The organism is Clostridiaceae bacterium HFYG-1003 (assembly GCA_024579835.1).
Lineage (GTDB): Bacteria > Bacillota > Clostridia > Clostridiales > Clostridiaceae > JG1575.
This window is the reverse complement of record CP102060.1, coordinates 1,111,007-1,133,546: the sequence shown is the minus strand read 5'-3', so window position 1 is coordinate 1,133,546 and position 22,540 is coordinate 1,111,007. Positions and strand designations below refer to the sequence as shown.

Annotated in this window: 20 protein-coding genes and 1 pseudogene; 2 read left to right on the top strand and 19 right to left on the bottom strand. The window is 54.2% G+C overall.

What is annotated here, in order from left to right; all coding sequences use genetic code 11:
- Window positions 1–69: 69 nt before the first annotated feature.
- The gene (locus NQU17_05185; protein UUM12955.1) at window positions 70–1,056 is read right to left on the bottom strand and encodes an ATPase, T2SS/T4P/T4SS family; all 987 of its coding nucleotides are present in this window, start codon (window positions 1,054–1,056) and stop codon (window positions 70–72) included.
- Window positions 1,057–1,504: 448 nt separating this feature from the next.
- On the opposite strand from NQU17_05185, the gene NQU17_05180 reads away from it, so the two are divergent.
- The gene (locus tag NQU17_05180; protein UUM12954.1) at window positions 1,505–1,993 is read left to right on the top strand and encodes a YbaK/EbsC family protein; all 489 of its coding nucleotides are present in this window, start codon (window positions 1,505–1,507) and stop codon (window positions 1,991–1,993) included.
- A gap of 108 nt (window positions 1,994–2,101) precedes the next feature.
- Here the strand turns inward: NQU17_05180 and udk are convergent, their stop codons facing one another.
- From udk to NQU17_05140, 8 genes and pseudogenes are all read right to left on the bottom strand, one after another.
- Window positions 2,102–2,722, bottom strand: a complete 621-nt coding sequence (gene udk / locus NQU17_05175; GenBank protein UUM12953.1) for a uridine kinase — start codon at window positions 2,720–2,722, stop codon at window positions 2,102–2,104.
- A 141-nt stretch (window positions 2,723–2,863) separates the two neighbouring features.
- The gene (locus NQU17_05170) at window positions 2,864–4,108 is read right to left on the bottom strand and encodes a U32 family peptidase (GenBank protein UUM12952.1); all 1,245 of its coding nucleotides are present in this window, start codon (window positions 4,106–4,108) and stop codon (window positions 2,864–2,866) included.
- Between the two features lie 3 nt (window positions 4,109–4,111).
- Window positions 4,112–4,753 (bottom strand): O-methyltransferase, encoded by a 642-nt coding sequence (locus NQU17_05165; protein ID UUM12951.1) that lies wholly within the window; start codon window positions 4,751–4,753, stop codon window positions 4,112–4,114.
- An 8-nt stretch (window positions 4,754–4,761) separates the two neighbouring features.
- On the bottom strand, window positions 4,762–5,937 hold the full coding sequence (mltG, locus tag NQU17_05160; protein UUM12950.1) for an endolytic transglycosylase MltG: 1,176 nt from the start codon (window positions 5,935–5,937) through the stop codon (window positions 4,762–4,764).
- A gap of 56 nt (window positions 5,938–5,993) precedes the next feature.
- Window positions 5,994–7,805 (bottom strand): translational GTPase TypA, encoded by a 1,812-nt coding sequence (gene typA, locus NQU17_05155; GenBank protein ID UUM12949.1) that lies wholly within the window; start codon window positions 7,803–7,805, stop codon window positions 5,994–5,996.
- Window positions 7,806–7,887: 82 nt separating this feature from the next.
- Window positions 7,888–8,229 (bottom strand): YlbF family regulator, encoded by a 342-nt coding sequence (locus NQU17_05150; protein UUM12948.1) that lies wholly within the window; start codon window positions 8,227–8,229, stop codon window positions 7,888–7,890.
- Window positions 8,230–8,415: 186 nt separating this feature from the next.
- Window positions 8,416–10,128, bottom strand: coding sequence for a ribonuclease J (locus NQU17_05145; protein ID UUM13462.1), 1,713 nt, complete (start codon window positions 10,126–10,128; stop codon window positions 8,416–8,418).
- Window positions 10,129–10,690: 562 nt separating this feature from the next.
- Window positions 10,691–10,942, bottom strand: a pseudogene (locus NQU17_05140) (transcriptional repressor).
- An 89-nt stretch (window positions 10,943–11,031) separates the two neighbouring features.
- Here NQU17_05140 and NQU17_05135 point away from each other — a divergent pair.
- Complete coding sequence (locus NQU17_05135) at window positions 11,032–12,024, top strand: IS5 family transposase (protein UUM12947.1); 993 nt, start codon at window positions 11,032–11,034, stop codon at window positions 12,022–12,024.
- A gap of 126 nt (window positions 12,025–12,150) precedes the next feature.
- On the opposite strand, the gene NQU17_05130 is transcribed toward NQU17_05135, so the two are convergent.
- The 10 genes from NQU17_05130 to NQU17_05085 form a co-directional block, all read right to left on the bottom strand.
- Window positions 12,151–12,399, bottom strand: a complete 249-nt coding sequence (locus NQU17_05130; protein ID UUM12946.1) for a transcriptional repressor — start codon at window positions 12,397–12,399, stop codon at window positions 12,151–12,153.
- The gene (locus NQU17_05125; GenBank protein UUM12945.1) at window positions 12,399–12,659 is read right to left on the bottom strand and encodes a DUF1292 domain-containing protein; all 261 of its coding nucleotides are present in this window, start codon (window positions 12,657–12,659) and stop codon (window positions 12,399–12,401) included. Before NQU17_05125 ends, NQU17_05130 begins: the two co-directional genes overlap by 1 nt.
- Before the next feature lie 36 nt (window positions 12,660–12,695).
- Window positions 12,696–13,151 (bottom strand): Holliday junction resolvase RuvX, encoded by a 456-nt coding sequence (gene ruvX, locus NQU17_05120; GenBank protein ID UUM12944.1) that lies wholly within the window; start codon window positions 13,149–13,151, stop codon window positions 12,696–12,698.
- A 231-nt stretch (window positions 13,152–13,382) separates the two neighbouring features.
- A complete protein-coding gene (locus tag NQU17_05115) occupies window positions 13,383–13,649 on the bottom strand; it encodes an IreB family regulatory phosphoprotein (protein UUM12943.1) in 267 nt (88 codons plus the stop codon).
- A gap of 210 nt (window positions 13,650–13,859) precedes the next feature.
- Entirely contained in the window at window positions 13,860–15,092 is a 1,233-nt protein-coding gene (locus NQU17_05110) for a Zn-dependent hydrolase (protein ID UUM12942.1), read from the bottom strand.
- Between the two features lie 312 nt (window positions 15,093–15,404).
- Entirely contained in the window at window positions 15,405–16,352 is a 948-nt protein-coding gene (locus NQU17_05105; GenBank protein ID UUM12941.1) for a hypothetical protein, read from the bottom strand.
- Window positions 16,353–16,367: 15 nt separating this feature from the next.
- A complete protein-coding gene (locus NQU17_05100; GenBank protein ID UUM12940.1) occupies window positions 16,368–17,795 on the bottom strand; it encodes an MBOAT family protein in 1,428 nt (475 codons plus the stop codon).
- A 490-nt stretch (window positions 17,796–18,285) separates the two neighbouring features.
- A complete protein-coding gene (alaS, locus tag NQU17_05095) occupies window positions 18,286–20,907 on the bottom strand; it encodes an alanine--tRNA ligase (protein UUM12939.1) in 2,622 nt (873 codons plus the stop codon).
- A 409-nt stretch (window positions 20,908–21,316) separates the two neighbouring features.
- Window positions 21,317–21,637 (bottom strand): AzlD domain-containing protein, encoded by a 321-nt coding sequence (locus NQU17_05090; protein ID UUM12938.1) that lies wholly within the window; start codon window positions 21,635–21,637, stop codon window positions 21,317–21,319.
- Window positions 21,630–22,322 (bottom strand): AzlC family ABC transporter permease, encoded by a 693-nt coding sequence (locus tag NQU17_05085; protein UUM12937.1) that lies wholly within the window; start codon window positions 22,320–22,322, stop codon window positions 21,630–21,632. Before NQU17_05085 ends, NQU17_05090 begins: the two co-directional genes overlap by 8 nt.
- Window positions 22,323–22,540 lie beyond the last annotated feature (218 nt).

The window sequence follows — 22,540 nt, the reverse complement described above, 5'->3', positions numbered from 1 at the left end:
AGGTTTATTATACCACAGTTCCCAGCTGGTGATGACTTTAACAATGAAATCACTGACAAATTCAGGATATTAGCGGTTCAATTTCGCTCCCTGGTTTCGATCGTTCGGGGTTTGAAATCCCCTCATGCCCTGGCGCTGACCCAGGAAAATCAAATTTTCCAGCTGATTGAAGTGTCCCTCAGATATTGTGTTGCGAACAGCCTGAGTTCCCAGCAGCAGTTCATAATCCAGTTCCATGCCGTTTTCGTTTTTTCGCAGAATCTGACTCTGAATGAAATTGATGGTCTCGCCCAGCTGGAACCGGACAAAATCCCGCTCGGATCCGGGAAACATCTGCAGGATTCTTGCCAGAGTCGTCCCCGCGCCCAGGGAGTGCAGCGTGGCAATGACTCCGATGCCTGCCTCCGCGGCTTCCAGGACCGCCCGCATGCTGGCCGTGTCCCGGATTTCACCAATCATCATGAAATCCGGACTTTGCCTCAGCGCACTGCGAATACCTTCCTGAAACGTCAGGAAATCTCGTCCTGATTCCCGCTGAGTGACCAGTCCCTTCCCCGGATCGAGCCGATATTCCACCGGGTCCTCCAGGGTAATCAGGTGCCAGGGGCGGACCCGCAGCAGCTCGGACAGCACGGCTGCCATGGTAGTACTCTTGCCCGAACCCGTTTTCCCTACCACCAGACTTAGCCCCCGACGCGATGCCAGATGGTCCGGCAGCCCTGGATTTACGCCCAGCTCGGTCAAGGTCGGAATCTGATCCTTAATGATCCGGATCGTGGCACAAAGCTTTCCCTCTGAGGTATATCGGTTGATCCGATATCGTCCTTTATACTCATAGGCCAGATCCGAGTCCAGACTGCCATTCCCCTCCCGCACCCGTTCCCCGGGACTGATCGATGCAAACAGCCACTGCATAAGCTCCCGGCCGACACAGCCCGTCCCAGGCAATATTTCATCCCGCAGCCGGTAATGCAGTACGTCATCCTCCCGCAGCAGGATATCTGATACTCCCCGCCCCCTGCACGCCGTCAGCAGTTCATGAAATCTGTTCTCCACAATGACTTCCTCCTTCAGAATCTACTCTCGAAATTATGGTTTGAAGTCAACTTCTCATACAGTCTGAACATCAGCTCCTTCGATCAGTGTCCAGTGAAGCCATCTTCTTCGATCAGTGTCCTGTGGATCCATCCCCTTCGATCGGTGTTGGGTTGAGTCCCATCCCGCTTGATGGGAGTTTCGCTGCCTGCTTCGTTGCTTTATTGGCGGAAATGAATCCCACCGGTGAAAGACATCATTTTCCAGGCAAGCAGGATGTGCCCGACTCCTGAATCGTCGCAATAGTCAGTCTGGCGTCTGCCCCTTCGAAAAGATCAGCGGATGATTGCCCTTTCAGTCCGACTTGCCTATAATCAGGGGTAGAACGATACGAACCGATGCCCGATCGGAGCGATTCCATGACAATCGTCCGGTGCAGACATCGCGTGAGGAAAGATGAGGAAATGACATGTCCGTTGAACGAGTAAAGGAATATTTTTTAAGAGAATACGGTCTGGATCAGATCGTTCAGGAAACGGAGGAATCCTCCGGTACGGTACCGGAAGCCGCCCGGGCGATTGGTACGGAAGAATGCCGCATTGCCAAGACCCTGTCGTTTTTTGTCGGGGAAAGCGTTGTGCTGGTCGTCGTAGCAGGCGATGCGAGAGTGGATAACCGAAAGTACAAGGATACGTTTGGAACCAAGGCGAAAATGCTGCCCTTCGAGCGGACCGAAGAACTGACGGGACACGCCGCCGGCGGAGTCTGCCCCTTCGCCGTGCCCGAAGGCGTACAGGTATACCTGGATGAATCCCTGCGGCGCTTCCCTTCGGTATATCCGGCTGCCGGCTCCGCCAACAGCCATGTCGAGATGACCATGTCCCAGCTCGATCAGTTCATTCCCCACAGTCGCTGGGTTGATGTGACCAAAATTCCGGAGACCGATTTGTCAGAATAACCGCATCCGGGATATCCCCTTCGGATTCAGCAGAGAAAGCCCGTAAACCATTCAGCACGAAGGTTTACGGGCTTTCTCTTAGGTCAGTGGAATTTGTGAGTGGCAGGTCTAATCTTCAATGAGGGCTTTGACTGAGCGCACCATGACATCGATGGCAACTTTATTGTGGCCGCCTTCCGGGATGATCAGGTCCGCATAGCGCTTGGACGGTTCGGTGAACTGCATGTGCATGGGGCGAACCACCGACAGGTACTGGTCTACGACAGAGGACACGGAACGGCCGCGTTCCTCGATGTCCCGCACCAGACGACGCAGAATCCGGATATCGGCATCGGTGTCGACATAGATCTTGATATCCAGCAGATCGCGCAGGCGCTTGTCATCCAGAACCAGGATGCCTTCCACAATGATGATGTCCCTGGGTTCAACGATTTTGACCTCTTTGGTCCGGTTATGGATGGTGAAGTCATAGGTGGGCATTTCGATGGGCTGGCCGGCCAGCAGACGCTGCAGATGATCGATGAGCAGATCCGTATCGAAGGCCATCGGGTGGTCATAGTTGGTTTTCACCCGATCCTCGAAGGACAGGTGGCTCTGATCTTTATAGTAGGAATCCTGTGAGATCATGCAGATTGATTTTTCACCGAAGCTGTTATAGATGGCGTTGGCTACCGTGCTTTTCCCTGATCCGGTGCCGCCGGTTATTCCGATTAAGACTGGTTTCTTCATTGTTACATCCCCTCATCAGGCTGATTTGGAACGGAATTTCGGCCAATTCAGGTTGGCCTCAGCCCATTCCGGCGGCTTCTGGAAGCCTTGCTTTCCTTTTCAGTTTACAGGAAAAGGGCGGTCCTGTGACCCCCCTTTTGCTTAAAACACGTATTTCACTTCGCCGGTGGTCTGAATGATCAGATCCCCTGCTTCCAGCTGATCCGGGCAGTCGCAGCTGAAATACATGGCCGCCTTGTTGGCTACTTCAATGGGGCTGCCCTCTACATCCCGGAAATTGGTGAGCGTCGTCCGGAAGACATCGCCTTTGGCGCGCAGCACCTCCACTTCCGTATTGGGGAAGATGCGGTTCTTCTCATGCATGAAATAGCGTCCGTCCGCTTCCCGGCGGACAACGGCAGCGACGATGTCATAATCCCGGACATAGGTCGAGGATTCATAGATCTGCGAGTTGCCGCGGCCAAAGTAGAAGCCGGTATGGTACTTGCGGTGGCTGACCTTTTCCAGCAGTTCCATCCATTTGGGGTCATAGCGGTAATTGGCCGGGTCGGCCAGATAGGCATCCATGGCGGCGCGATAGGCCTTGACGATGGCTGCGACATAATACTCAGACTTCATCCGGCCCTCGATCTTGAAGGATACAATGCCGGATTCCATCAGCTCGGGAATGTGCTGGATCATGCACAGGTCCTTGGAGTTCATGATGTAGGTGCCCCGTTCGTCTTCGAGAATTTCCATCGGCTGATCCAGCCGCTTTTCTTCGACCAGGTAGTACTTGTAGCGGCAGGGCTGGGCGCATTCGCCGCGATTGGCGTCACGGCCCACCATGTAGCTGGACAACAGGCAGCGGCCGGAGTAGGCCATGCACATGGAGCCATGCACAAAGGCTTCAATTTCCAGCGTATCCGGCGTTCTGGCAATGAGATCGCGGATTTCCTCCAGGGTCAGCTCCCGGGCCAGAACGATCCGTTTCACTCCGTTTTGGTGCCAGAACATGGCAGAACGGTAGTTGACGTTGTTAGCCTGGGTGGACAGATGGAGCTCCATCTCGGGAATGACTTCCCGGCAGGTCATGATGATGCCCGGGTCCGACACAATCAGGGCATCGATGCCCAGGTCCCGGACGCTGCGCAGGTAGTCCTCCAGCCCCTCGAGATCTTCGTTGTGCGGGAACACGTTCAGCGTCATGTAGACCTTGCGCCCCCGGCTGTGAGCGTACTCGATGCCTTCCTGCATCTCCGCATCGGAGAAATTGTCGGCAAAAGCCCGCAGATTCAGGCGGTTTCCGCCCAGGTAGACCGCGTCGGCGCCGTAGTCGATCGCAACTTTTAATTTGGACAGGCTTCCGGCTGGAGCCAGAAGTTCAGGTTTCGTATTTCGATTCATCGCTTATTCCTTACATTTGATAATGAGAAGTCCGTCTCCCACCGGCAGCACCATGGAATGGAACCGCTCGTCCTGAGAAACCTCCTCGATAAACTGCCGCATGTTCATGATAATGGTGGAGTGCTTGCGCTCCACGCCTTCGTGCGCAATCAGACCTCGAACCAGAATGTTGTCGCAGATGATCATCGCCCCGGGTGAGATCAGCTGCAAAATTTTTTCCAGGTACTCGCGATAATGGCTCTTGCCGGCATCGATGAAGACAAAGTCATAGGGACCGGTCAGATCGTCCAGCACCTGGAGGATGTCCCCCTCGTGCAGAGTGATGCGATCATCCAGACCGAAGGCCTTGATATTCTGCCGGGCCAGGGCAATCATGCCGGGGTCCCGCTCAATGGTATCGATCGTTATTTCAGGGGATGCTCCGGCCATGACAATGGCGGAGTACCCCATGGCTGCACCCAGTTCCAGAACGCGTCCGGCTTTCTGCGTACGCAAAAAATAGAGCAGACAATCGGCCGCTTCCTTGTGGATGATGGGAATGAAGCGGCGCGAGGCATACTCTTCGAGGGCGGTGAGCCTGGGGTCGCCTTTGAGCGCGGCGATTTCCCGGAGATATTGTTTTGTTTGTGGATCCGTGATGCTCATGGGTCCTCCTAGGGTACTGATGGAGTGGTGGTGGCCGGCGCTGCCGTCTGGGACGGCTTCGTAGCGGGCAGCACTTCAAAGGGCAGCCCAACCGGTCCCGGATAAGGATTCTGGGGCTCGGTCTCGACCGGCTGGGTACCGGGCGTGGTCACCGGGGTGGTCGACCCGCCGCCGTTAAATTCTTTCTTTTTTGCCAGGAACTCATCATAGGAAGCGGTGAAGAAATGTTTGCCTGTCTGAGGATTCAGAACATAGTAGATGTAGTCCGTGGTAGCCGGCGCCAGGACGGCCCGGATGGAGTCCGTGGATGGATTGCAGATCGGACCGGCCGGCAGGCCTTTGACATGATAGGTGCTGAACGGGCTCTCCAGGCGCATGTCCTGGTTGGTGACCGCCTTGGAATCCACGCCCAGGGCATACAGGATGGTCGCGTCCAGCTGCAGCTTCATGTCGATGGCCAGCCGGTTTTCAATGACCGACGCGACCAGGGCGCGTTCATCAGCATTGTTGGTCTCCCGTTCGATCATGGCTGCCTTGTTGATGATGGCATCGTAATCCGCGCTCGTGATGTTCGTCCGACCGCTCTGGTCCAGGATGGCCTTCAGATTCCGGTCGAACTCCGCGCTGAGCTTGGCAACGATGGCATCCGCCGTTGTCCCTCTGGCGAAGGTATAGGTGTCAGGTTTCAAATATCCTTCCATTCGGTAGCGCCGTTCGCCCTTGACCGGCACATAGTTCGGCGGGGTGAACGCTTCCACTGCGTTCAGAAATTCATCTTTCGTAACGAGGCCCGACTTGTCGAATCGGGCTGCCATATTGGCAATGGTAAACCCTTCGGGCAGCGTAACCCGGACATTGTCCAGATTTTCCTGCTTCAGGGCATCCAGAAGATCCTTCAGCGATCCGGTCAGAGCCACTTCATGCCGGCCCGGCTCGATGTCCAGATTCAGCCCGGACAGCCGGTAGTAGAGCTTGCTCAGCCAGGCATTTTTCAGCACACCGTCTGCCGCCAGCTGATCCACGACCTGATAGAGCGACTCCTGATCCCGCACCAGAATGGACAGTGGATCTGAAGCCCCCTGCAGGGGAGCACCGGCATTGGAATGATAGACGTAGAGGGAACCAAAAATAGTTCCCCCCAGAAGGAGTATGACGATCAACAAGGTTACGAGTACTTTTTTCACAAAGAATCACCTGATCCGCTCTAATGATTTCACGGCCAAGCCGCGATGGGTTTACTCTATTTCCGGGCAGCCCGCTTGCGCATGGTCGTATCAAGGATCCGTTTTCTCATGCGAATGGTTTTCGGGGTAATTTCAACCAGTTCATCGTTATTGACGAACTCCAGACAATTTTCCAGGCTCATGACTCGGGGAGTGGTGAGTTTCAGCGCCTCGTCCGAACCCGAAGACCGGGTGTTGGACAGGTGCTTTTTCTTGCAGACATTGACTTCAATGTCCTCGGCCCGGGAGCATTCGCCGCAGATCATGCCGGCATAGACTTCCATACCCGCGTTGATGAAGAGCGTACCGCGTTCCTGAGCGTTGAACAGTCCGTAGGTAATGGCTTCGCCGGTTTCAAACACGACCAGTGAACCGCGCGAGCGTTCCTGAATGTCACCCTTGTAAGGACCGTAGCCCTTGAACACATGGTTCATGATGCCGTTGCCCCGGGTGTCCGTCATGAATTCATTCCGGAAGCCGATGAGGCCGCGGGCCGGAATATCGAATTCCAGGCGGGTATAGCCATTGACCGAGGAAGTCATGTTGGTCATCTCAGCCTTGCGCGGTCCGAGCTTTTCCATGACCGGCCCGACGTATTCTTCCGGTACGTCGATGGTCAGATATTCCATGGGCTCCATTTTTCTGCCGTCTACTTCCTTGAAGATAACGGACGGCTTGGAAACCTGCAGTTCATAGCCTTCGCGGCGCATGGTTTCCAGAAGAATGGACAGATGCAGTTCTCCGCGGCCTGACACTTCAAAAGTATCCGGCGAGAGTTCCTTCACGCGCATGGATACATTGGTCTCGATCTCACGCATCAGGCGGTCGCGCAGATGGCGGGACGTAACAAAATCGCCTTCCCGTCCGGCAAAGGGCGAGTCGTTGACCATGAAGTTCATGGACAGCGTCGGCTCGTCGATGTGCATGAAGGGCAGTGCTTCCGGATTCTGAGCGTCGGCAATGGTATCTCCGATGCTGACGCTGCCAAGGCCGGCAATGGCAACAATGTCGCCAAGGCTGGCTTCCTGGGCTTCCACGCGCTTGAGTCCCTCATTGACAAACAGAGCGGACACGGTATTTTTGACGATCCGACCATCCCGGTTCATGATCGCCACATTCATGTTCTTGCGGATGCGACCCCGTTCAATCTTGCCGATGGCCAGCTTGCCCATGTACTCGGAGGAGTCCAGGGTGGAAACAAGAAGCTGAAGCGGGCCTTCCAGGTCGCCCTGGGGCGCTTTGACCTTGCTCAGGATCGTATCGAATACGGGCGTCATGTCACTTCCCGGCTCATTGGCTTCAAAGCTGGCATAGCCTTCCCGGGCCGAGGCATAAAGGACCGTGAAGTCGCACTGCTCGTCCGATGCGCCCAGTTCCAGGAACAGGTCAAAGACTTCGTTGATGACTTCGTTGGGGCGGGCATCCTTGCGGTCAATCTTATTGATCAGAACGATGGGATCGTGTCCCAGTTCCAGAGCCTTCTTCAAGACGAACTTCGTCTGCGGCATCGGTCCTTCATAGGAATCCACGACCAGGAGTACGGAGTCGACCATCTTCAGGACGCGCTCGACCTCTCCGCCGAAATCGGCATGGCCGGGGGTATCCACGATATTGATGGTATGATTCTGGTATTTTACGGATGTGTTCTTGCTCAGGATCGTAATGCCGCGTTCGCGTTCAAGGTCATTGGAATCCATGACCCGTTCGGCCACTTTTTCATTTTCACGGAAGGTGTGACTCTGCCGCAGCAGCGCATCCACCAGCGTGGTCTTGCCGTGGTCAACGTGGGCAATGATCGCTATATTTCTGATATCTTCTCTTGTGTACATAGTTCCTCCTGGTGTGTGGAAAGATCAACACAAAAATTGGATACTCCAGATACAGGGTATCCAATTTTGCATGTTGTATGGATTAACCGATGATGTCAACACCAATGGCTTCGTTGATGATTTTCATGATGTCATTGAACAGAATCGAAAACCGCTGTTCAATTTCCAGGTAGCTGGAAATTTCCGGATTCAGGGTGATGACCGAAACCAGGTTCTCCATCTGCTCTTTGGTCTTGGCAGATACTTCTCCAGTGGTCATTTTATCCTGATAAGCGGCAAACTGGACGGAGCGGAAATCTTCCACCATCCGTTTCTTGGCTTCATCCTGCTCAATTTTCTGAACGGCTTCGCGGTAGGCGATCACCGTCTCGTCCTGCTTCATGGCGCTGGCCAGTTCATGGGCCTTATCATGTACGTTGGTCATTTGGTATGATCCTCCCCGATCTTTGATATTTTTCATATCTTTGATATTTTTCATCTCTCTGAGATTAACATATCCTGGAGATTCTGCATCTCCTGTCAACTATTGCTGGAGCCGGTCCCAGGGAACGGGACCGGGCGATCCAAGGTTCTTGTTTTTCAGAAAACTCTGCCGGATGATCGATCCGGACTAAATTTCCATGATGATCGGCATGATCATCGGACTGCGCTTGGTGCGGCGGAACAGGAAGTTCCGCAGCTGTTCGCGGATCTGGTTCTTCACGAACTCCGTATTCTTCAGGCGGGTGCCTTCGGCTTCCGTCAGAAGGTTGCGGACGATAATCCGGGAATCCTCCATCAGCTGCTCGGCCTCCTTGATGAAGACAAAGCCGCGGGAGATCAGGTCCGGGCCCGCAATCACGGTGCCGGAAGTCATATCGACCGTCACAACCACCGTAACCATGCCGTCTTCGGACAGATGCTTGCGGTCACGCAGCACAATGCTGCCGACATCGCCGACGCCGAGGCCGTCCACCAGAATCTGGCCGGACTGAACCTTGCCGTTCTTGCGCAGGCTGGTCTGGGACAGTTCAAGGATGTCACCGGTTTCCGGAATCAGAATGTTTTTGGATTCCATCCCCATTTTCCTGGCCAGATCCGAATGGATCTTCAGCATGCGGTACTCCCCGTGAACCGGAATGAAGTACTTGGGCTTGACCAGCGCCTGGATGAGTTTGAGCTCCTCCTGGCAGGCATGTCCCGAAACATGAACGTCTTCCTTGGAATCGTAGATGACCTCGGCTCCCAGTTTGTACAGGAGGTTGATCGTCTTGAAGATCCCCTTCTCATTTCCCGGAATGGGATGAGACGACAGGATGACGGTGTCATTGGGCTGAATCTGAATCTTGCGGTGTTCGCCCAGTGCCATCCGGGACAAAGCGGCCATGGGTTCGCCCTGGCTGCCCGTGGTCATGATGACCAGCTGATCGTCACGGAAGCGCTTGATTTCGTCCACCGGCACGATGCTTCGATCATCGATGTCCAGATAGCCCAGTTCACGGGCCACGTTGACATTGTTCTCCATGGATCGGCCGTTGAAGACCATCTTGCGGTTCGTCTTGAGGGCCGCGCCGATGACCTGCTGAATCCGGTCGATGTTGGAGGAGAAGGTTGCTACGATGATGCGGCCCTTCGCTTCCATGAACAGTTTTTCAAAGCTGTTGCCGATGGTGCTTTCCGACTGCGTGTATCCGGGCCGCTCCGCGTTGGTGGAGTCTGCCATCAGGGCCAGAACGCCCTGAGTTCCCAGCTCGGCAAAGCGGGCCAGGTCGATGACATCACCGGCTACCGGGGTCAGATCAACCTTGAAGTCGCCGGTATGAATCAGAACGCCGGCGGCGGTATGAATCGCCAGAGCCGACGCGTCGGCGATGGAGTGGTTGGTTTTGATGAACTCCACGCTGATGTGGTTGAAGCGCACGATATCCCGCGGCTTAACCGTCTGCAGCTTCACCTTATTGAAGATGTTGTGCTCGCGCAGTTTAACCTCAATGAGTCCCAGGGTAAGCCGGGTGCTGTAGACCGGTACATTCACTTCCTTGAGGATATGGGGCAGCGCTCCAATATGATCCTCATGGCCGTGGGTGATGAAGAAGCCTTTGACCTTATGAAGATTGTTCTTCAGGAAGGTGACGTCCGGAATGACGCTATCGATGCCCAGCATCTCGTCTTCCGGGAACTTCAGGCCGCAGTCGATGACGACGATCTCATCCCGGTACTCAATGGCGGTCATGTTCTTGCCGATTTCATCCAGTCCTCCCAGGGGAATGATCCGGACAATGTCCTTGTCGCTGGGATTGGATACCGTGAAGTTTACCGCTTCCGGTCTTGGCTTGTTCCACATGCCCCCTCTGGGGTTGCGGCCCCGCGGGGCTTCGCTCCGGCGGCGATTTTCCGCCTTTGCCGGACCCGGGATGGCTGCCGATGGTTCCGTCTTTACGACAGGTTCGGTTTTCACCACTGTTTCATTTACCGGCTTTGGCTGCTGTTCGCGGCGCGGTCTTGGCTGCCGGCGGCCTTTGGGTGCTTCGACTGCGCCAGTCTGAGCTTCCGGCGCGGGTGCCTGGCCCTTGCGGCGGTTTTTAACCGGGGCTTCCGGCTGCGGCTTCTGGGTCTGCGCGTTGGGCGCTGCTCCAGCTTCCGGCTTGGGCCGGGGGGTCCGGCGTCTGGATGGCTTGGGCGCTTCGGCCGAAGTCTGAGCCGGTGCCTGAGCCGGTGCCTGATCGATATCCGCGATCAGCGGCTTCTGCCGTTTGGGGCGGATCGCCTTTACTACGCTCTGCAGGCGGCTTTCCTTCGGCTCTTTGACTTCCGGCGCGATGGAAGAATCCTGTTTCTGGATCTTCTCCCCATACTGGTTGCGCCCTCTGTCTTTGGACTGATTGTTTTTATTTTTCTTTGGTTCGTTATTTTGATTTTCGTTCATTCGTTTCCTCGCTTTCATTCAGATAGCAGTCACTGCATAAGCCATAGAATTTCAGCGAATGGTCCTTGATCCGGAATCGGTAATCCTTCTCGATGATCTGTTCGACAGAGTCGAGCAGATCGTCCCGGACTTCTTCCACTTTGCCGCAGGCTGAACACACCAGATGGTGATGCCCATGGAGCTCTTCCTCGTGGTTCAGTTCGTATCGGTAGATTCCGTCATTTAAATCTAAGGAAACGCTGATTAATTCTGTTTTCTGTAACTCTGAGGAACGCTCTCACGATATAATTTAAGTATTACGTTACCAGCGAGGTTTTTCTTATGAAGCAGCAGACTTTCAGTGATTTTGAATACGCACATCGCCGCAAGACTACAAAGAGAGAAGAGTTTCTTGATTCTATGGAAACTATCATTCCCTGGAAAGATTGGGTCGAGATGATTCGCCCCTACTATCCTCAGGGAAAACGCGGCAGAAAGCCCATCGAAATTGAAACAATGCTTCGGATGTACCTGATGCAAAATTGGTTTAACCTCTCCGATGTTGCAATGGAAGACGCCATCTATGACAGTTATGCCATGCGCAAATTCATGCGGCTGGACTTCATCTCGCAGCAAGTGCCTGACGCAACCACGCTTCTTCACTTTCGCCATTTAATGGAAAGCCATCTCTTGGGGGAGAAGATCTTTCATGATGTCACCAGACGCTTGGAATCTGCCGGACTAATGATGCATGGCGGCACCATCGTGGATGCCACCATTATTGCAGCCCCCAGTTCTACCAAGAACCAGACGGGAGAACGAGACCCTGAGATGCACCAGACAAAGAAAGGCAATCAGTGGTACTTTGGGATGAAGGTTCATACCGGAGTTTGCGCCGGCAGTGGGTATGTCCATACAGTCACAGGGACTGCGGCCAATGTCCATGACATAAACGAGACACACAAACTGATTCGTCCCGATGATGAAGTAGCTTACGGAGATTCCGGCTATAATGGAGTCGAGTCAAGAAAAGAATTCACCGAGGATCCGCACTTATCTACTATTGAATTTCGCAGCAATGTTCGCCCTTCCAAGATCAAGACCAATAAGAACTATCCCGGGATCCAGTGGGACCGGGCAATTGAACAACGCAAATCATCCGTTCGAAGCAAAGTGGAGCACCCATTTTTGATCGTCAAACGGTTCTTTGGTTATGCCAAAGTAGTTTATCGGGGGATCAGCAAAAATTTGAATAGATTCAACATCTTGTTTGCCAGCGCCAATTTGTTGAATTGTATTCGTGCAAAACGAACGAAAGAATTCTGCATGGGATAAGTGCGCCCAAAATTGGGGGTTAGCCCACAAAACGGGCTGAAATCGCACTAAAATCCAGCATTTTTGTGCTCCCATGAGCAAAAAAACAACATAATGACCGAACTGGGAAACGTTAACCTCAAATAATCAGTGTTTCCCTAATTTCTTGACGATGCCCAGTTCCTCGAAGAGCAGGATCGTGCGGTAGACCGTGGCTACGCCCGTCTCCGCCTTAACTTCCTTGACCTTGTTGTAGATCTCTTCGATGGTCAGATGCTTCCCTTCCTGCTGGATGATGACATCCAGGATGGTCAGGCGCTGCGGGGTCAGCTTGGCCCCGGCTTCGCGCAGCATAGTCTTGAGGTTATCCACATAACCGCTTTCGTTAATTTTCATTAAATCTCTTCCTCGTCAATTAAAGCCAGGCTGTAAGCCTCTTCCACTGCGTTCAGTTCCTCGTCGTCCTCGACGACCGTAAAGACCTCATTGCCGTCATCATCAAGGTCTACCCGCAGCGCGGTATAAACATCCTCTTCTTCCACGGGTCTGACAATAAAGTATTCCTGTCCTTCCACTTCCACGCGGTCAATGACTTCCACTTCAAAGGTTTCGCCGTCTTCTCCGGACAATACGATTAAATCGGTGGTGTTTTCCATTCATTTCACCTTCTTTCCTTGCTGTTCTCAGTCCGCTTAGCGCGACTGGTCCTGTTCTTTCCGCTTTTTGAATTCTATGGAGTCTAGAAAGCCCTGCAGGATAAAGCAGGCAGCGATCTTGTCGACATCATTCTTGCGCTGGTTGATTTTGGTTTTTTTCTGAGCCATGACCATATGAGCGCTGACCGTAGTCAGCCGTTCATCCCAGGTCAGGACCTCGCCGTCCCAGACTTTTTTCAGTTCTTCAATAAAATCCAGAACTTTCCTGGCCTGGAAGCCGACGGTGCCGTCCATGTTCTTCGGCAGTCCGGCTACCACGAGCCTGACATCGTACGCCTTGATCTGCTCCAGCACCTGCTGGACAGCGGCAATATTGCCCTGGGGGGACCCATCCCGTTTAATGACGCCAAGACCCGTGGCCAGAAAACCGGTGGGATCCGAAACGGCGACACCGATGCGGCGATCGCCCACATCAAGACTCAATACTCTCATCCAAAAACCTCTTTTTTCTAAAAAATCATGCAGTGACTGCTGACTAAATCAGTAGCAGCAAACAGCGTGCTTCCACCCGGGGGTGGCTTTGCCGGTCTATTTGTTCCTATTGATCTGGTTCCAGTCACGGGGGTGTTCGGCACTGCCGGCTGGCCAGTCCGGAAAGATCTGGCGCAAATTAACGATTAACTTAAATATAAGGGTGCCAGATTTTATGGCACCCTTAAAAAATCACTCAATATCCAGGTAAGTCCTTAAAACTTCTTCCAATATTTCGTCGCGTTCCAGTTTTCGGATCAGTGCCCTGGCTCCATTATAATTGGTAATGTAAGTAGGGTCTCCGGAGATCAAATAGCCCACCATCTGGTTTACAGGGTTGTATCCTTTCTCAGACAAGGACTGATACACTTCAGACAGGATCTCTTTTGTTAAAGTAACTTTATCCTTTTTGAAGTCCTCAAACTGCATGGTGTTCTGTAGATTATCTTTCTTTTCCATAGCGGTGCTTAAAAAAGTCCCACCTCCTTCGACTAACCTTACATCTCATTATAAAGCTTTTGCGAGCATTTGTATACAGTGAGATTGATTATCATTGAAAATCACGAATTCACCGGAAAGCCCCTTTCAACCGGCCGGTCAAAGGAGGGTCCAAGGGGCTCGGGCGGCGATTTCGAGTCATAAGTTCCAGCGGCCGATCCCCGGTTTGAATTAGACCAGGGCGTCAGCCTTAACCAGAGTATTCAGCAGCACATTGGCGCCGTTGGCGCAGTCTTCCAGCGGAGTGTATTCATCCGCCCGGTGGCTGTAGCCGTTGACGGAGGGCACAAAAATCATGCCGATGGGACAGAGTGGTCCAAAGTGCATGGCATCGTGGCAGGCGCCCGACGGCATCCGCAGGCTGGGCAGCGAGAACTCGCCGGCGGTCTCTTCGATGACATTCATCAGAGCGTCGTTGCACAGGACCGACGGGGTGCGCACACGGTCACTGAACTCGATGGTCACGCCCATTTTTTCCTCCAGAAGTCGTGCCGCCGCCTTGATCTCGGCTTCCGCCTGATCACGGTCTGCCATACTGACGTCCCGCAGATCGATGGTAAAGTCCACCTGAGCCGGAATGACGTTGGTCGTTCCCGGGTCTGCCTTAATGTACCCGGTGGTGGCGACGGTGTCCTGGAACTGGCGTGCGATGCGGTCGCATTGATCAATCAGGCGGGCGGCCGCAACCATCGGATCGTGGCGGATCCGCATGGGGGTTGATCCGGCGTGGCCGGCCTGTCCTTTAATGTTGACAGCAAACCAGAGCGGTCCGGCGATACCGGTGACAATACCGATGGGAATCTGCATGGTTTCCAGAACACGGGCCTGTTCGATATGAAGTTCGAGATAGGCGGCGTAGCTGCCTGGCTCTACTTTCGAGTTGAAAATGCCCTGGGGATCATAGCCGGCGTCGGTCATGGCCTGGCGCAGCGTGATGCCGTCCCGGTCGGTGCGGTCAAGGAATTCTGCCGGGAGGGCTCCGAGCATAGCTTCGGTTCCGAACATGGTGGAACCAAACCGGGTGCCCTCTTCATCCTTGGAAATAAAGATCACAATGGGGTGATTCAGTCGAATCCCCTGCTCATGGAGACACTGGACTGCCTCCAGCGCGCCGAGGACGCCCAGGTTGCCGTCGTAGCGGCCGCCGTTGCGCACGGAGTCGATGTGCGATCCCGTGACGATGGGCTTCAGCTCCGGATTGAGTCCTTCATAGCGGGCAAACAGATTCCCGAGCGGATCTTCCGTCACCGTCATGCCCAGAGCGGCAAATACTTCTTTGAGGTAATTCTGCGCATCTTTCTCTTCCTTGGTGTAGGAAAAGCGGTTCATCCCCTGCTCGCTTCCTCCGAACTGTGCCAGTTCCTCCAGGCGTCGTCCCAACCGTTCCTGATTGATTTTCAACATAATCGTTCCTCCTGTTGTCTTTCATCGTTGGATTCATCATATCCCCTGCTGTATCAAGATTTTGCCCTGACGCAGCCCTGGGGCTGGAAACGGCTTCTCTCCCGCCGCACCACTACCTCCAATTATGACACAAAGACCTTGCCCTGGACTGAAATTCCTATGGCCTGTCTCAAAAATAACGATTTATCAATCCAATCCGATCTGCCTTTTCACATGCACGAAAACCGCCTGATAATCAGGCGGTTTTCTATCAGTCTATCATGATTTTCGCTTACGTCTTGTTAAGCCCGTGACATTTTTCCGACCAGGCATTTACTTTCCGCCCGCTGCGGCAGTCACTGGATCCTGACCCCGGTCCCATTCCTGCATGGCCTGATTGATCAGTCCCGTCAGTTTGCGGGCTCCGGCGGCATTGACATGGTCGGCATCGTAGAAGTCGGAATCGGCAAAGCGCGGATCCTCCAGAAAATTGAGGTAGATCACCACCTGGCTGGACCGGTCCAGGGTTTCGGCTAGCTCCTTCATCTGTCGGACCGCGGCCGGATCGAGCCGCCCGACATATTCGTCGTGTCCCGGCGGCGTGTATAGAATCACCCGGGCGCCGATGGAACGCGCATCCTGCAAGAGCGCATCCAGAATGTGCCGGTTTTCGGTCTGATGCACCGGATTCATAGCGTTATGCCGTTTGGCCGCTCGGATTCCGGTTGCTTCCAGATCCTGCGGATCCTCGGGCGGGCGGGCAAGAAATCCCCTCTCGTCGCAGTTCACGCCCTGCCCGGTCCTGAGGTAGTCGGCCACCCGCTTGAAATTGGTAAAGCCGTCGTTGCCGGTCACTTCATACAGCGGCGTGATCCCCTGGGGTACCGCCAAATCATAGTACAGGTGATAGCTGCGCACCCGCCAGGCTTCGGTCCCGTCTTCAATCCGATGGGACAGCGTAAAGGACGAGATGGGCAGCAGAATGTATTTGAGCTGAGTCATGTCGTCCTTGAATTTATCCAGAATACCCAAGTCATAGAACAGCGACTGGGAGACATGGCTGGCGTTGAAGGAGGGCCGGTCAAAATAAGCCGGATCAATGCCGTAGTAGCTGTGGGAGGACCCCAGGCTCAGCACTTCCAGGGAGGAGGCATGCTCTTCCAGGTAATGGTTTTTATAAGCGTAGTCATTGGGAATGCTTCGCAGGCCCAGCTCCAGCGCGCCAAACAGGGCGGCCAGGAGCAGAATAAAGCAGCCGGATCGCAGTAAAAATCGCTTCATGAATTGTTCCTCCCCCTAAAACTGAAAATAGATGAACTGCTGCGACCGGCCGCTGAAAAAGTAAATCACCAGCACCAGCGAGTAGTACAGCGACCAGCGGGCCGGCCAGGGCCAGTGGAATCCCGCTCCCTCCAGGGGATGGGCCTTCGTCCGGCCCCGCCACTCGATCACGACGAGCAGCAGGATCAGTCCCAGGGTATAGATCGTGCGTTCCGGCAGCAGCGGCATGGTAAACAGGCTGGGCGAGAAAATCCGGCCGATATAGGCGAAGGCATCGGACAGGTGATCAGACCGGAACAGGATCCACCCCAACACCGTCAGCAGAAAGGTGCGCAGGATGGCCGGCAGATCGCGCAGCGTCGCGACAACCGCCTCGTTCCGCTTAACAGGAACCCGGCGGCCCATGAGGGATGGAACCATATAAAACGCATTGAGAGCTCCCCAGGCGATGAAGGTCCAGTTAGCGCCATGCCAGAAACCGCTGACCAGAAACAGGATCAAGGTGTTGACAGCCGTGCGGGCCAGGCCGCGCCGGCTGCCGCCCAGCGGAATGTAGACATAGTCCCGGAACCAGGTGGACAGGGAGATATGCCAGCGGCGCCAGAACTCCGGAATACTTCGCGAAAAATACGGATTGGCGAAGTTGCGCATCAGGCCAAAGCCGAACAGGCGGGAGGTTCCGATGGCGATGTCCGAGTAGCCGGAAAAATCCCCGTAAATCTGGAAGGCAAAGAGAATGGCGGCAATGGCCAGGGCACTGCCCGGCTGATTGGTGTAATTGCCGTAGACGCTGTTGACGTACTCGGCGCAGTTGTCAGCGATGACGATCTTCTTGAACAGTCCCCACAGGATCTGACGCAGACCGTCCACTGCCCTCTCCCGGTCAAAGGTACGGTCCTTCTGGAACTGAGGCAACAGGTTGCTGGCTCGTTCAATGGGGCCCGCCACCAGCTGCGGAAAAAACGAAACAAAAGCGGCAAATTCGACAAAGCTCTCCGTCGGCTCGAGCTCCCTTTTGTAGACATCAATGGAATAGCTCAGGGTCTGGAAGGTATAGAAACTGATGCCCACCGGCAGCACAATGTTGAGCACAGCCGGTGAGAACGCCAGCCCCAGGAAGGAAAAAGCCCGGGCAAAATTCTCGCTGAAAAAATTATAATACTTAAAAAAGCCCAGTGATCCCAGATTAAAGAGCAGGCTTACGCCCAGCAGAAGCTTTCGCCGAACGTTATCTTCAGTCCGTGACAGAGCGACCCCCACCCCGTAATCCAGCACCGTACTCAAAAAAATCAGGATCAGGAATTTCCAGTCCCACCAGCCATAAAAGACATAGCTGGCCACCAGAAGCAGCGCATTCTGCCAGGTTCGCCGGGGCAGTACAAACCAGTACAGCAGGAACACAATGGGCAAAAACACCGCAAAATCGATGGAGTTGAACAGCATCCTGCCACCCCCTTTCAAAAAATTACCATTCTGATTCTACCACTTTTCACCCCAACTGCAAGGCGGGAGAAAAAATGATACCTCACCAAAAATGATTCATCCTCAGATTTGACTTAAATCCTTTCCTATTCGGATTAAATCAGCCTCAGATTCGCTCTCAGATTCGCTCTCAGATTCGCTCTCAGATTCGCTCTCAGATTCACTCTCAGATTCGAAAGTTGGGTTCAATCTCAGATTCGCCTCATATTCGAAAGTTGGGTTCAATCTCAGATTCACTCCCAGATTCGAAAGTTGGGTTCAATCTCACTTTCGAATGTTTTGTGTGCTCACCACTAGTTTCAAAGACCTGTTCGAGCAGTCAGGTACTGGGCCGATCCAGCTTTCGGAGTGAAAAAGAACAAAGCAAGACCGCTGCGGTCTGAATCCGTTCAGTCCACAGCGGTCGAAGGTTTATGGGATTGTCAAACCAAGGGATATTACCCTTAGCTGACTAGAGCAGTTCGAAGATTTTGTTGACTGCTTCCTGCGCTTTCTCGGGGGACTTGCCGCCGGCCTGAGCCATATCGGGGCGTCCGCCGCCTTTGCCGTCGGCAACCTGAGCAATTTGTCCGATGAGTTTGCCGGCATGGGCGGTTTTTCCGGCCAGGTCCTTGGAGACCATGACGCAGAAGGAAACCTTGTCTTCCTGGCGGGAAGCCATGACGGAGACACCGGATACGATCTTGTCCAGGGCTTTTTCAGCCAGGTTGCGCAGGTCTTCTCCGCTCATGTTGTCCACGACACCGGTGACGACCTTGATGCCGTTGACTTCGCTGATGTTGTTGAGGATGTCCTGCAGGCTGCCGGAAGCCATGGTTTTCTTGATGTCGGCGATCTCCCGGTCCTTGTCCTTGAGTTCAGCGGTGAGCTGACGGGCCCGCCGCACCAGTTCATGGGGATTGGTCTTCATGATCTGGGCAGCTTCTTCCAGGACGTCCTCCTGGTTGCGGACAAAGTGCAGGGCATTGAGTCCGGTGACAGCTTCGATCCGGCGAATGCCGGAGGCTATGCCGGTTTCGGAAATAATCTTGAACAGACCGATTTCCCCGGTATTGGCGACATGGGTGCCGCCGCACAGTTCCTTGGAATCCTGACCGGCTGACACGACGCGGACGGCTTCGCCGTACTTGGCGTCAAACAGGGCCATGGCACCGGCTTCCCGGGCTTCATCCAGGGTCATGACGTCCGTCCGGACCCTGGAGGCCTTCAGAATCATTTCCATGACCAAATCTTCCACGTTACGGATCTCTTCTCTGGTCATCGGGGTGAAATGATTAAAGTCAAAGCGGAGCCGGTGGCTGTCCACCAGGGATCCGGACTGGTTGACGTGGTCGCCCAGAACCTGTTTCAGCGCTTTGTGCAGCAGATGGGTGGCGGTGTGGTTCTTGCGGATAGCATCCCGGTAAGGTTTGGCGATGGTACTGACCACCGGTCCGGTGACGGCGGTGCCGTCGGTGACTTCTACCAAGTTGACGGTTTCGCCGAACAGGTTTTTCTTGGTGTCCAGCACGTTGAGCGTGAAGTTCTCGCCCCGGATTTCTCCCAGGTCGCCGACCTGGCCGCCCATTTCAGCATAGAACGGAGACCGGTCAAGAATGACATAGCCGCTTTCACCCTGCTCCAGGGTTTCCACTTCGCCGTCTTCGCCAGCCAGCAGGAGCAGGCTGCCCTGGGAGGATTCTTCTTCATATCCGGTGAATTCGAAGGTGGTGCCAGTCTTCAGGGTATTGATGATGTTGGCATCCTGACCCATGAAGTTGCTCTGACCGCGGGCGGCCCGGGCGGTTTCCTTCTGATTTTTCATATTGGCGTGGAACTTGTCGTAGTCGAGCTTGAGGCCTCGTTCGGCCACGATCTCCTCGGTCAGTTCCAGGGGGAAGCCAAAGGTATCATACAGCTTGAAGGCATAGTCGCCGCTGAATACATCCCCTTCGGTCTGCTGAATGTAGTCGTTGAGCACAAGCGTTCCCTGATCGATGGTCTGGTTGAATTTCTCCTCTTCCAGGGACACGATCTTCTTGATGTATTCCAGTTTTTCGACGATGGCCGGATAAGGCTGACCGTAGTTTTCAGCCACGGCATCCAACATCTGAGCCAGGAAGGCTTCCTGCCGGCCCAGAACACGTCCGTGCCGGGCAGCCCGTCTCAGCAGGCGCCGCAGGATGTAGCCGCGCCCTTCATTGGAGGGCAGCACACCATCGGAAATCAGCATGGCGGCTGATTTAATATGGTCGGTGATGATGCGCAGGGACACATCGGACTTGGCATCGGTTCCGTAGGATACGCCGGTCAGTTCTTCTGCCCGGGTCATGATGGCCCGGATGGCGTCCGTTTCAAAAATGCTGCGCACGCCCTGCATGATGGTGGCCAGTCGTTCCAGGCCCATGCCGGTATCAATGTTGGGGTTGGCCAGCGGTGTGTAGTTGCCCTCTTCATCCCGGTCAAACTGCGTGAAGACCAGATTCCAGACTTCCACGGTCTTGTCGGCTTCCGAAGCCGCTTCAAATTCTTCCCGGGTGGTCAGAACGCCGGCATTGCCGTAATCATAGTGGATCTCGGAGCACGGTCCGCAGGGTCCAACGCCGATTTCCCAGAAGTTGTCCTTCTTGCCCAGGCGGAAGATGCGGTCTTCGCCGATGTCGGTCATGGTGGCCCAGATTTCAAAGGCTTCGTCATCGTCTTCGTAGATGGTGGCATAGAGCCGGTCCTTGGGCAGTCCCAGCACCTGAGTCATGTATTCCCAGGCCCATGGAATGATCTCTTTCTTGAAGTAGTCGCCGAAGGAGAAGTTGCCCAGCATTTCAAAGAAGGTGGCATGACGCGAGGTCTTGCCGACATTGTCGATGTCCAGGGTTCGGATGCATTTCTGGCAGGTGGTGACCCGCTTGCGAGGCGGGATCCTGGCTCCCGTAAAATAAGGCTTTAAGGGGGCCATACCGGAGTTGATCAGCAGCAGGGATTTGTCATCCTTGGGGACCAGCGAAAAGCTGTCCAGAGCCAGATGGCCCTTTTCCTCAAAAAACTTGAGGAAGCTTTCGCGCAGTTCATTCATCGTCGGTTTTTTCTGTTCCATTGATTATTCCTCCAAATCAAAAAGTCCTTTTGTCCCTGATCATAAGGGACGAAAGGACAAAACTTCCGCGGTACCACCCTGCTTACGGTACAATCATACCGTCACTCACAAAGCCAGGACTCCAAAGCTGCTTCCCCTTCAGACTCAACGGAACATTCACACCGGCGGTTCCTCTCTTTAGTCTACCTCTCAAGGCTACTTCTCTTCTTCAACGTCCATATGTAATTACAAGTATTATAGGGAGCGAAGGCTTTCTTTGTCAATGAGATTTCGATGAACAACCTCTAAATAATCCGGTATTTTTTCGCAGGCCCGTCCGGTGCTGAACCGATACCGTCGGGTTTCTCCTCCCCGGGCGGGACCGGATGACTCGCTCCATCCCGCCTGAAAAGCCCTGAGTGGACGAACGCTAAGCCATGACCCGAATCAGAATCATATAGGCCGCGGTTCCCAGCGCGATGGATAAGAGCGTATTGCGCTTCCAGGCATGAACTGCCGCCGTCAGGCCAATGCCGATGAATTCAGGCAGGCCATGAGTGCCCGCCAGAAGATCCACATGGCGCAGGGTCATCAGGATGAGGATCCCCATGATAGCCGGAGGCAGCACACCGCCCAGGAAACGAACCGATTCGGGAATGCGGCGTCCGCGGTGAAACAGCGCAAAGGGCGCAAAGCGGATGGCCAGGGTCACCAGACCGGCCACCAGAATGATCCAGAATGCCTTATTCATTAATCCACCCCCGTTTCCGGCCGATCAGGAGCAGCCCCACCGTTGCCACAAGGGCCGGCGGCAGAAACTGCTCCGGACCAAGCACCACCAGCAGCAGCGTGGCTGCCCCAATGCCCATCAGAGCGGGTAGGTGATTTTTCGCTTTGATCCACTGCTCTACAAAAACCACGGTAAACAGCGCCGTCATGGAAAATTCGATGCCGGCCAGATCCCAGGGAATGGCCTGCCCCAGCAGCGTGCCGGCTAACGAACCGGCCACCCAGTAGAACTGATCCAGGGCACTGACCAGCAGCATGACGCCGTGCCGGTCGGTCTCCGGATCCGTTTCCAGTCCGGTAAGCAAGGAATAGGTTTCATCGGTCAGGGTATGGATCACATAGGGCTTCCAGGCTCCCATGGCTGAAAATTCATCCAGAAAGGAAAAGCCGTAGAATAAGTGTCGGATATTGACCATAAACGCCAGCACCGCCGTTTCCCAGAGCGTAATCCCGCTGCCCAGCAGCGGAATCAGAAGAAACTGCAGCGCTCCTGTATAAAGATACGCACTCATGAATATTGCCCAGATCCAGGAGAATCCGGCCTGGTTCAGCACCAGCCCGAAGGCTACCCCTAAAAACAGGTATCCTGTCATCACCGGCAGGGTCCAGCGCAGGGCTGACTTACATTCTTTTTTACTAATAACCATACTTTCTGACCTTTCTCGTAAATCATTGTATATTTATACATTTAAAAGAACGAAAGCGAAACCCTCCTTAATGTTTATTATTTTAGAATTAATTCGTTGTCCTGTCCTATGATCGTTCCGATCCTGGAACAATTAGTAAAACTCCCCCACAAGAGCCTACAGCTGAGTCCTGTCCAGTCGCATCAAATGCCTGGCATTCCTTTGGTCCTAATACTGAA